3 protein-coding genes are annotated in these 12,482 nt (G+C 47.6%); all 3 read left to right on the top strand.

What is annotated here, in order from left to right; all coding sequences use genetic code 11:
- Position 1: 1 nt before the first annotated feature.
- The 3 genes from PW844_RS08235 to PW844_RS08245 all read left to right on the top strand — a co-directional run bounded on the left by PW844_RS08235 (position 2) and on the right by PW844_RS08245 (position 12,296).
- Positions 2 to 8,662 (top strand): hypothetical protein, encoded by an 8,661-nt coding sequence (locus PW844_RS08235; RefSeq protein WP_299450224.1) that lies wholly within the window; start codon positions 2 to 4, stop codon positions 8,660 to 8,662.
- 221 nt (positions 8,663 to 8,883) lie between these two features.
- Positions 8,884 to 10,263: a glycoside-pentoside-hexuronide (GPH):cation symporter gene (locus PW844_RS08240; protein ID WP_299450226.1), complete on the top strand. Its 1,380-nt coding sequence runs from the start codon at positions 8,884 to 8,886 to the stop codon at positions 10,261 to 10,263.
- The gene (locus PW844_RS08245) at positions 10,260 to 12,296 is read left to right on the top strand and encodes a glycoside hydrolase family 31 protein (RefSeq protein ID WP_299450228.1); all 2,037 of its coding nucleotides are present in this window, start codon (positions 10,260 to 10,262) and stop codon (positions 12,294 to 12,296) included. The genes PW844_RS08240 and PW844_RS08245 overlap by 4 nt, the downstream gene beginning before the upstream one ends.
- Positions 12,297 to 12,482: the final 186 nt, after the last annotated feature.

Genomic DNA, 12,482 nt, shown 5'->3' on the forward strand with positions numbered 1-12,482 from the left:
AATGCAACCTGAAATCAATCTTTTCCCTTCATGCAGCAAGGGGACGGTACTCACGTCTATTGTTACCGGTTATAACCAGGCGATAGGTACACTAAGAAGCATAACCAATACGCCCACTCTCCCCCTTTCCCGAATAATTTATCAATATTTTCCCGCTACTGAACCTGTATTAGACAAAACACCTGAAGACTTCGCGAATGATTCCTATCCTTATAAAACCTATATCGATTTGGTTATAGCGGTAAAAATCATGAGGTCAGAAAAAGTTAAGCGACTTCTGGTCAGATTATATCGACCAGAGAAACAGAAGAACCCATCGCTAAAACAGGCTGCTCAGGATTTTATCGAACTAACAGGGATAGCCTGCGGCATTCCGGAAATCAATCATCCTGTTTTCAAAAAACTCAAACAGGCTCTGAAGAAAGGTGGTGCGCTGCGTAAGCCATCCGCAAATACATTCTCCCCTTCCATCCCACGAGATACGGTACTGCTAAATTTTTTCTCTTCATTTATCGCTCCGCAATTTATTACACTGCCGATAATTAATGAAGGGGTTAAAGCATTAGCCATATCAGGTATATCCCTGTTTTCCCCCACTCTGGCAAGTGCGATTAAATATATAGATACGTTTAATCCAGTTAAATTTCTCTTGCCCGATGGAAACACCCATGAATATTCACGTCGTTTGCGGCGTGAAGCAATAATGGCGAATCATCTACGGCAGCAAGGCAGAAAAAATAGCAGCAAGCTGTCAGCGGCTGATCAGCGTTCACCAGGCAATGCTGTCACTCCTGATGCACCGTTACTCGGAGTGACCACCGCTGTCGCACTGGCAGCTCGAGGCCCAGGAAATGCCGCAGGTATCACTGCTGTCGCCGCGGCGCTGGTAACAGGTTCTTATCTGGCGTATCGGGTTTTCCCTTATCTGGTCAGTGAAAACAAAATAATCACTGAAGAGGATGTCCCTGTTAAAAATGAAATCATAGAAGCACAGCACGATGTGTTTTATGGTCCATTACCACTCAGCCTGAACCTGACTAATAAGACAATACTAGAAAATAGTACTTGTATCAATACCATCAGCATCGTCAGGGGATTATTAAACTCGGCTCAGACCGGCATCAGACTGGTGGATGAATTCAGCCAATACATTCTTGATGAGCATTGTGATCTGAATATTAAACATACGGAGAGTTTACTCAGGCAGATGGGTATTACTTACCTTTCTCCTTACGATCGTGATGAGATAAATGCCATATTAATAGACATTTTTTCCGTACTGCTGACACCTGTAGGCAGGAATAATATTCTTAATCTGAATGCCCTGGTCTTTTCCGTGGGTAAAATGGTGATTAAACTTTGGCGAGAAAATGCCAGTGGATTAGAAGACAACACCATTAGCTATGCGCTTAATAAACTTCGCCTGCATATATCACGCGTCCTTGTCAATACTTTGGGACTTATTGATGAGAGTAAAACTCGCCGATTCGCAAATTATATCATTACTCTTTCCGCACCAGACTTTATACAATTTGAAAATAATGGTCTTGGTCAGGAAAAAATTATCTCAAAAAAACTTAATAACTACTGGGTATGTATGGGGGAAGAATACCCAGGCAACAAGGCTTTGCGTTTTGAAGATTTTTCCCGGGCGTTGCGCAAAGGGGAGCGATTAGTTCATTTTCTAATCAGAGGAAGATTTTATAAGGATATTTTCTCACAAGATCCTGATGGTGAAAGGTTCGAAAATTATACCCGAAGCGTTAACAAAGAAACGATGGAGTATCACGAATTAGATGTCGCACTCGAACGACAACTGTTCCTGACATTAAATGACATCATTATTTATCGATTCAGCCATCTGGGCGTTGACGTTACTCAACCAGTGGATTTTGATCGGGCCACCTTCAAAATACATCGTCATCCTGCCAGACATCTGGATTATCCTTACCTGCAAAACTGCAAAAATTTACTTTGTGCAGTCCGTAGCTTCCCTGATGGCATAAAAGTGGTTTATGACAGCATGCCAAACTCTATTCCTGGACCATTGCGGAATCATAAGTATGACGGCACCACGGTTTTTACACTAAAACCTTACCCAAAGCGTCTTGAATTACAAGGAGAGTATCAGGATATCTCAACAGAAATAGAGGAAGAACATATCGAACTTTATCGACAGGTTATTACACGCTCATTTTCTCTTATAACTGAGAATGATAAAATATTCATAAACGATCCCAATGTCAGGCTTTCGGTCATCAACCTTGATAATCACCGCTTACAACGCATCCGCTTTATGCTGACGCATAAAGCCTTCAAACTCATCCCGGAAATAGCACAGAGGATGTCCTATAATGTGCGCCCACATTGTCAGACGGGTGTCCTTTTTTACGCAAAACATAGTCATAGCCAGGAAACCCGCATTTTCCAGTTAAATATAGAAGCCAGCCGGATTCAACTGCAACTGCCTATCACACGCTTAGCCGTTAATAATACTCATGACATCACCAGCTTAGGAGATAAATTCCTTAACCAACACTATGTCTTTATGGATGGACTTCTTTTCTGGGACCCTTGTGATGACATCATTGCACCCACTGCATCATGGCTCGACCCACCAGAAAAAGTGTGGGATTTCATTTCACAATACTATAAATATTATCGTGCTAAATGGTGCACATACAGCAGACCTGATCATTATATCGTCGCATTTTTTACTGAGAAGGAGCTTGGAACGTCCGATGTTGCTATACCATTGATCATTGATCTGGCCGTCGAAAACCGCAAAAATCTACTTGAGTTGCAAAAAGAAAAAATCAACACTGCAACAGAAACTGAAAGCGAAAGAGATGAAAAGAGAGGATTGTTGGGGATTATTTCTGAATATTTGCCACTGAAAGAATGTTATGAACTCGGTAAAGATGTTTTTTATAATAGAGAAGATACCATTTATACTTCTGCGTCGATTGATTGGTTACGGGTCGGCATCTGTGCGCTTGATGCCCCCTTTCCTCCAGGGGTGACTAAATCTCTTAAAGCACTCGGCAATGGTGTCAGGACACTTTATATACAGAGAATGCAAAAAAAACACAAGTTACGCATTCTGAATGAAAAAATAACCCTTGCTCTGACAATGCCTCATACCAGCCAACAAGATCCTCTCGCAATTTTCGAACCAGCCAGAAAATCTCTGGAGAATGAAATAAACGACTTAACGCTATCACTCAAACAAACACAAGAAAAGGTTGCCAACACATTACTCCAGCTGGCTTCTATTCCAAGTAAAACGATGATCCCCGAGTCTAATCTATCCCCTGACCGGTCGGCACCTCTGGCCATACTTCCGGGTATTTTTGGCAGGTTAAAAAAACATGCACGGGCGCTGTACTCCGACATGGGTGAATTGCCTTTTCAACGCTGGAACGCACCTGAATGGGAAAATAAATATAATATTGAAAATTTTGCAGTACCTATGCCTGCCCGAGTGAATATTACCTGCTTTTCCGATGGTTCCCAGTCTAAAAATATCACCCTGAATGTTTTTGACATTCATCGTAAAAGCCCACCGTTATATGTGGAGATGTTCTTCTCAGCTTTGAGAAATCCGAATGCGCAGGAAATTATTGAAACAGCAATGGATGGTGGATGGCGGATATCAAATGACTATGACCAGATGGCGATGTTTTGCTTCCGATCCTTTACCTTCCCGGTACGGTTATTTGTTAACAGGATTTTAGAACTCAACAGCTATTACAACCTCAATCAACACAGAACGGATATTGATGCAGATTTTTTCTATGACCATTTTCAAAAAAACATTAGCGATAATAAAACATTATCCATTCCAGATGTTGTCCTGACCGCAGAGCAGAATCTTCTTATTGAGCTAGCCATGAATGTGATTAATAAGACATTCAAAAGTAATATTCAGGCTTTTGAAGCCAATTATCTGTTTATGCTTGATGATAGCCTGATGAGAAAAGGCACTGACTCGCTATTACGCCTTATCGGTGAAGGAGAGGATGCGCGGGCGGAAAAAACCCTGACACAGCAGGACATACATTACGAAATGGGGAGATTCACATTATATCTGACACGTTCTTCCGCTCAGGAGAAATTTCATCTGGCGGTTATAAATTTCCTGATTGATTTCATCCGTCAGGCAATAGAACAAAACCCGGCGGCTATCAATTTATTTAGTGCCAGTATTGAAATTTTCAATAGTCGATGTAATGAATATCGTCTTATTCACCCAACAGCTGAAGTCCCTTCACTGGCTGAGTTTATCCGGACCCGATTTCGGATAATGAAAAGGATAGAAGTCATTTATGAAATATTTGCCCGTGTTGAATACAGCGCCAAAGTGCTGGCTGATTACCCTGTAGAAGAGTGGTCTGGCGCTAAAGTCCAGGCTGACTGGCTGGCCGCTTTGCAGGAATACATGTCACCGGATATGTGCTTTCAGGATATGAGGCCATTTCTTGCCGACGTCACCAAAAGGCTGTTGGCCGACTGGCAAAAAGCATTACGTAATGCCACGCTGGCACGTGAAACTCAAATCATTGATGCTGATGAGGTGAGTTCAGAATTTATTGTGCTGGTCAGAAATGCTTTCAGAGAATCCTGTCTGATTCATCACCATTTGTTATTTTGCCAGTATTATCTGGTCGATGAGGGTTGCTGGTTTACATTCCTGACGAATGATTTTATCTCGGAAACCCATTTACGTTCCCGCCGTCAGGTGTACAGTGAGCATCCTTTTGAACCTTTACCCGTCGTCCATGACGAGGAACTGATTGATTCATTTAATGCTCAGACAAAACCCTTATTATCAGCATTGAATCAAAACGGTACGGAGATTTATCAGACAACGCTAAATAATGTCGTACAAAATTTTATCTTTTTTTCACTGCTGCCCTTCCATGACAGATTATATGGCCATCTGCTGACCATCCCGGCAGAGGAACAGATCACGCCAAATGACATCGCATCCATGATCGAAAAACTTATTGATGAGGACGGTGAATTACAATCTGCCGAAATTTTGGTGTTACAGCGTTATCTACCCGCTGGGACGTTAATTGACAACGATCGCCTTCTCAAACTATGTAGTGATACTTTACAACTGGCCGATCCGGCCATCCCGGATCTCTATCTTTATGTCTTTAATCAACTGCAAAAGGTGATGAATTTACCCTGGATAACCCTGGAACAAATTGCGGATGAAAGGTTTCTCAACCAACAATCTATTAATTTTATTCAGGATTATCAAAACATTCGGCCAGATAAACAGGGGCGAATCATCCAGGCAACCACGCGTTTTATCAAAGCAAGCGTGCGCCATCATCTGGCATTTGCCAGCGTGTTAAGCAACATCGACACCGGTCTGCAAAAACTGGTGATTAACGATGCGCCCGCGCAACAGCTTTGTATTGGCGCAATCATCGCTCACCAGTTGAAGGCAGATACCCTTTCTCACGAACATTTACTGAAACTCTACAGCGCCGCTATGCATGATGCGGGTTTCGTTCCAGTGATCCGCTTCCCCCAACTGGCACTGCTTAGCATGTATGGCAACCATTATGCTGGAGATGCGTTGCATTCACTGGCTCGTTGCCTGTCCCATGCTGCTGAGGGGCAAACCCTGGTGCTTGCCTGTGTCACTGGCAGCCAGAAATTAGCACGCGAAATGGCCGAATTCAGTTTCGATTCTGCCACTGCGAACGCCCATCAACGTTTGCTTACTCTCGCTCTCACCACTCTCCGTGACCTGCATAAGCTGATCGCCCACACCCTGCCTGCACAGTTCGATAAGGAATTGCGCCAGGCGCGCGACCGGGGAGAGCTGCGGTTTAGCTGGTATTTGACACCGGGACAGGATGTCACCGTGGCGGGGATCGGCTTTACTACCATTAACCAAAACGATGGATTGTTATTACCCCTCGGTCTGCCGCTGCCTGCCATTGGGCCGATGCGGCAGACACCAGTTTCACGCAATGCTGAAGGCTTAACCCGCGTCTGCTTTGGCGATAAGCGTAAAGCGAGCATGTCATTCACCTTTTACGAACTGACAGCAGAATCCCGAACCTATCCCGCGAACGAAACCATAAGCACCACGCTGGCAAGTCTGGTGGAGTCGTCGCTGCGTCGCCAGTTTCAGCAACTTGCCCAGGCTAAAAATGCCACCGAATTTGCCGCACAGCATAATCAAACCGGAGAATGGCTGGCACGGCATATTCCCTTTTACGCGGCTAAACGCAGCATTGCCGAAGAAGTGCAGTCTGAACGCATCATTCAACTGGCCGCCCATCCCGACATCATAAAATGGAAAAATCGTAACCTGCATAAAGCAGCTAACCAATCATCGGTTGACTTCGTCGGGCAGGCTATTTCCGGGGTGATGGGTAAATTTACTGACTGGCCGATGATCGCGAAGGCATTAAGAACGCGCTGGACAACAGATGAAACGTATTCTCCTGACGCCCTACCCGCAACAGGATTTATGGGCATTTGGTGGGACCCGATAAGTTATGTTTGCTACCTCGGTTTTAGCGTTGAAAATGAACGCTCCCTGTATGCCAGCCTGGCAGGTAACCGTGGGGGGTTATACTTGCTGACAAATAATTATACCCATAGCCGAATCTGGCAATCGCTGAGCCTGCGTACAGAACTTCAGCAGGAATATCAGGCTTTACGTAACGGAACGCTTACGGCGCAAATTTTCTTCGAGCACCATGTGCGTGCAGCATGGCAGCAACAACATGCTACGTCCTGCGAACACTGGCAGCTTATGCCCAGACAAACTGCATCAGCGCTGATCCGGCATGGTGTGTTATATCCCGTTTCCTATCTGCAACCTGAAACCCGGCAAAACGATACTACGTTGAAACTTAGCCCCTACACTTTGCAATTTCATACCGGAGATTTAATTTTTATTTTCAGTGATAACAGTTACCGTGACGTCAATTATCGTTTTCTTGATTCGCAAGGCAAACTTCAGGTATTTCCCATCGGGCAACTCAACTGGCCACGCCAGATACGGAGCGCTCATGGGGCATCCTCTGAAGCGTTATTTGGCTCCACGATGGAAAGTTTTCTTGCACAGGAACAGAGACAAAAGTTACCCGATTTTCTGCCATTACTAACCCGTCAGGAACAACAGCAGATAAAAGCGACGCTGGTAAATGGGCTGGATGCACAGCGGGAATACATTCATTCGATCAGTCATGCCACCTCAGGTATCCCGTTTCGCTTTGAATTCAGTTTAGACGGGCTGATTGAGCTGGATCAGGCTCTGAAACGAATTGGAAGCAGCCTGAACACGGAGATTCACAGACATGGAATGAATGAACGTCCCTATGCAGCACTGGACCATGAAACCTGCAATATCTTTTCCTGGCGCAACGCAGATCTTTATGATGTTGTTAAATGCAACCAGACCCTGGAAGCACTGCACAAAAAAAATGAAACCCTCACCAGACTGGTATTTATCCTGCAAAATCATATTGTGCTACAAGGACAGCCGGAAATCAGCACTTATGGCTGGGTAGAACAAGGCAGTAAAATACTTTCCCACGCCATTACCGCCATCGAATGGTTCAAATCGCGCAGAACACGGCCTGTTGATACTGACGAAGAACAAACACGATTGCACCAGAATTGTCTAACGCTCAATAACTTCTTTAGTTATTACGACGAGCAACCTTTCGTGACACCGGAAATATTCATGGACGAGTGGCAATATCGCCTCGATCAATCCTGGCTGCCCCGCGATTATCAGGCGTGGATGCGGACTTTTGCGCAACTCCGCATGCTGGCAGCGGCCATACCTGATGCACGTCGTGCGAGTGATAATTTTCTGCGATTGAATGAAAATAACTGGCAAGGGCAGAAGCTGCATACGTACGCTGGCCAATTGCAGCAACGCATCAACGGTACGCGCAACTACTGGCAGCAAGTTCATATGCCTGAAAGTCTGCTGTTAATCAGACCAGAAACCTCCCCTCTGGATATCAGTTTGTCTTCAACCAAACATGGGCTGCCGGTACGTCTTATCGTATCTGCCAGGGTGGGCGATGTGACTACCGCAGGCAAGGCACAACCACTACGGCTCAACCCTGAACATCACACGGATTTATTACTGGCAAACTCCGCTCCTGCCACCACAACGAATTCAACGGTTCGCCTCGCAGGTCTTCATAGTGAACCGCAGCTTGTGCATGAATTCGCGGCCTGGGCGAAACATCGACTGGCCGGACCGATATTTATGTGTGAACTTTCCGGGGCAGGTTTTCTGTTTCGTTTGCAAAACAGAATTCATCAGGTGATAGCAACCGAGTCTCAGGGCTGGAATACAGCTGAACAAAAATTTTATGCTGCGACTGAAACCACGCATTTTCTGAAAATGATCGATTTTGGTGGTGCTGAACGTTTCCGTTATCTCGACTTTTTTAAAAATCTCTTTGCCAGCGAAATATTGGTGATGCGCCTGATCATGCCTGACCCTGAGATGGTCTTTGGGTTAATGTGCGACTATGTCAATGGGCAGCATCCGGAACGGGCTAACGAGGATTTTTCAATGGCATGGTTTATGTTCAAAGAAACGTTTGATATTACAGCCGCAGGTGAAGATCAGCGGCCTCCTTATTTAATTGGGATATAGCCGACGAAACATAACTCCCGGTTATTCATGCGTATAGCACGATCCTTGCCATGTTAATTATTTGTTGCCATTGTTGTTACCCGTATCACATAAAGTAAAAAACATAAAACCTGAAAGAAATCCCGCAATTGTTTCATCACGACACGCTTTCTATAACTAACTGTCGGAGCCAGGGAGGGTGTCACTGACCCTTAGCGATTCAAAGACAGGCGGGAATCTTTATGCAAGCAAGGTTAACGATTAAAGAAAAAATCAGTTACGGACTCGGCGATATGGCCAGTCATATCGCCATCGATAACGTCATTATTTTCCTCACCTTTTATTACACCGATGTCGTGGGTTTGCCGGCGGTATTCGTCGGCACTCTATTTCTGCTGGCACGCGTTGCCGACGCAGTGATTGATCCGGCAATGGGTATGGTGGCAGACCGCACCCGTTCACGCTGGGGTAAATTCCGCCCCTGGCTGCTGATGCTCGCCGTGCCATTTGGTGTCAGTTGCATGCTGATCTATGCCGTACCAGAAAGCTTGTCACTCAGCGGCAAAATGGTTTACGCCGCCGTTACCTATAGCCTGATGATGCTGATGTATACCGCAATCAATATCCCCTATTGTTCTATGGGGGCGATTATCACCGCTGATGATAATCAACGCATTTCATTGCAATCCTGGCGCTTTTTTCTCGCGACGCTGGGCGGTGCAATGTCAACCTTCCTGATGATTCCGCTGGCAACCTGGCTGGGTGGCGGCAACAAACTGGAAGGCTATTTCGCTGCGATGTCCATTATGGCGACCCTGGCGACCCTGATGTTTTTCATCTGCTTTCTCAATACACGTGAACGTGTCAATGCTCCAGCCAGCCACAGCCATTTCCTTACTGACCTGCGCGACTTACTGCGTAACGATCAATGGCGTGTCGTCGCGCTGCTGGTGTTCTGCAACATCTCCTTCGGCGTGGTGCGGCTGGGTGCCATGATGTATTACGTCACTTATTTCCTCGGTAACGCCAGCCTGTTTATGTGGCTGCTGGCCGCGCATATCGTGGGGAAAAGCGTCGGCAGTGTGCTGGCAAAACTGCTGACGCGCCGCTTGAGTAAAATCACCGCCTTTACCCTCAGCGCTATCGTGTGCGGTGTGCTGAGTATCAGCATCGTATTTCTTCCTGCCACCCTGGTGTTGCTGGTCGGTATGACCTTTATCGTCTCAGGTTTCTATCAGGTCACCACCACCCTGATGTGGGTGATGATGTCTGACGTGGTGGATTATGGTGAATATCGCCAGGGGAAACGCATGGATGGCACCGTGTTCTCCACCCTGCTGGCAGTGCTGAAAATGGGGATGGCCATCAGTGGTGCCATTGTCGGCTGGAGCCTCGGATTGAGCGGGTATGTCGCGCAGGCTGCGCATCAGCAATCCTCCGCCATGATCGCGATTGTCGCGTTATTTTCTGTGATACCTGGCCTGCTGGCCCTGCTCAGCGCGCTGGCGATGCGAGGTTACAAACTCAATGACGCGCTGATGCGCACCATCAATCAGAACAAAATGACGGCGCAACCTGCCGCAACCGGACCGACTGTCTTACAACCACAGGAGTTGTCATGAGCGAATTACGTGCCGAATCCCAGCGTATTGTCTGGACCTTTGACCGTCAGACACTGGTTATTGAACCCTGGGGGGCAAACAGCTTGCGGGTACGCGCCACCTGCCAGCCGGAATTGATCGACAGTGACTGGGCATTGTTACCTGCCCAGCCCTGTGAGGTTGAAATCCGTCGCGAAAATGAATCGCTCAGTCTGCGCAATGGCAACATCACCGCCACCCTGAACATTCGCGGCCAGTTGGCTTTTCATAACCAGCATGGGGAATTGCTGCTGGAAGAGTTCTGGCGTCAGCGCAGCACCGTCGGAATCGGCGCGACCGAGAAAAGCCAGGATAAATACATCAGCGCCCTGAAACTTGATGGTCGCAGCTTTCGCCCTATTCCCGGCGGTAAATATCAGTTGAGCGTACGTTTCGAAGCGCGCGCGGAAGAGAAGATCTACGGCATGGGACAATACCAGCAGGATTGTCTTGACCTGAAAGGCTGTACGCTGGAACTGGCACAACGCAACTCTCAGGCTAGCGTCCCATTTATGGTTTCCAGTCTTGGCTATGGCCTGCTGTGGCACAACCCGGCGATTGGTGAAGTCACTTTTGGCAAGAACGGTACCCGCTGGCAGGCCGAAGTGACCGACCAGATGGATTACTGGATCACTGCGGGCGATACCCCGGCAGCCATTGTCCGTCAATATGGTCGTGCCACCGGTACTGCCCCAATGATGCCGGGTTTTGCCACAGGTTTCTGGCAATGCAAATTGCGCTATCGCACCCAGCAGGAAGTGCTGGAAGTCGCGCGCGAGTATCGCCGTTTGCAGCTGCCGCTCTCAGTGATCGTTATCGACTTTTTCCACTGGCCGAACCAGGGAACCTGGTGCTTTGATGCCCGCGACTGGCCGGACCCGCGGGCGATGGTGCAGGAGCTGAAAGAGATGGGTATTGAAACCATGGTTTCGGTATGGCCGACGGTGGACAGCCGCAGTGAGAACTATCGCCTGATGAAGTCAAAAGGTCTGCTGGTGAACAGCGAACGTGGCGTCTCAGTGAATCTCGATTTTATGGGGAATACCACCTTTTTTGATGCCACCCACCCCGCAGCTCGTGAGTTTGTCTGGCAGGAGGTGAAACGTAATTACTATGACCAGGGTATCCGCACCTTCTGGCTGGATGAGGCCGAACCGGAGTATCGTGCCTACGATTTCGATAACTATCGCTACCATCTTGGCCCGGTACAGGAAGTGGGCAATATTTACCCCCAGCTGTTTGCCCGTGGCTTTTATGAAGGGCTGCAACAACAAGGCGAAACGGAAATCGTCAATCTGGTGCGTTGCTCCTGGGCAGGAAGCCAGCGTTATGGTGTGCTGGCCTGGTCGGGGGATGTCCACTCCTCATTTCATGCGCTGCGCAATCAGTTTACTGCCGGGCTAAATATGGCAATGGCCGGTATTCCCTGGTGGACCACCGATATCGGTGGTTTCCAGGGCGGGAATATCCACGACCCCGCGTTTCATGAATTATTGATTCGCTGGTTCCAGTGGGCGGTGTTCTGTCCAGTGATGCGCCTGCATGGTTACCGCGAGCCGCAGATTGAACCGGCGGATGCCTGGCGCGAGGGCATTGCCCAGTGCAATAGTGGTTCACCCAATGAAGTCTGGAGCTACGGTGAAGACAATTTTGCGCTGATGAAAAGTTGCCTGTTGCAACGCGAGCGTCTGCGCCCCTACATCGACCAGTTGATGCGTGAGGCTCATGAACTGGGGGACCCAGTCATGCGCCCAATGTTTTATCACTATTCGCAGCAGTCGGAGAGCTGGCAGGTTGAAGATCAGTATTTACTGGGACGTGATGTGCTGGTAGCTCCGGTGCTACATGCCGAGCAGCGTGAGCGTCGCGTGTGGCTACCCGCCGGTGATCAGTGGATTGCCCATAATGGTGAACGTTACCAGGGTGGGCAGCGGATCACCGTCGCCGCTCCGCTAAGTGCCATTCCGGTATTCCTGCGTGAAGGCGGATGCGCCGATGTGCTGGACAACAAATAAAGAACAGCATTAATTGCGAGGATTAGCGGTGCGATTTATCGCGCCGCTACGAAGATGTTAGCGTGAAGTCATCAGCTAAAAACCGTACCGCTTTATATCACCGCGTCAAAAGGTTCCTTCCTCGGTAAAAATCTCTTGCTTTCAATTTAAGCGACTATAGTTATGAATGAGTTGTAAAGGCTCGAC

It is taken from the genome of Pantoea sp. (assembly GCF_028283705.1).
Classification (GTDB): Bacteria; Pseudomonadota; Gammaproteobacteria; order Enterobacterales; family Enterobacteriaceae; genus Pantoea.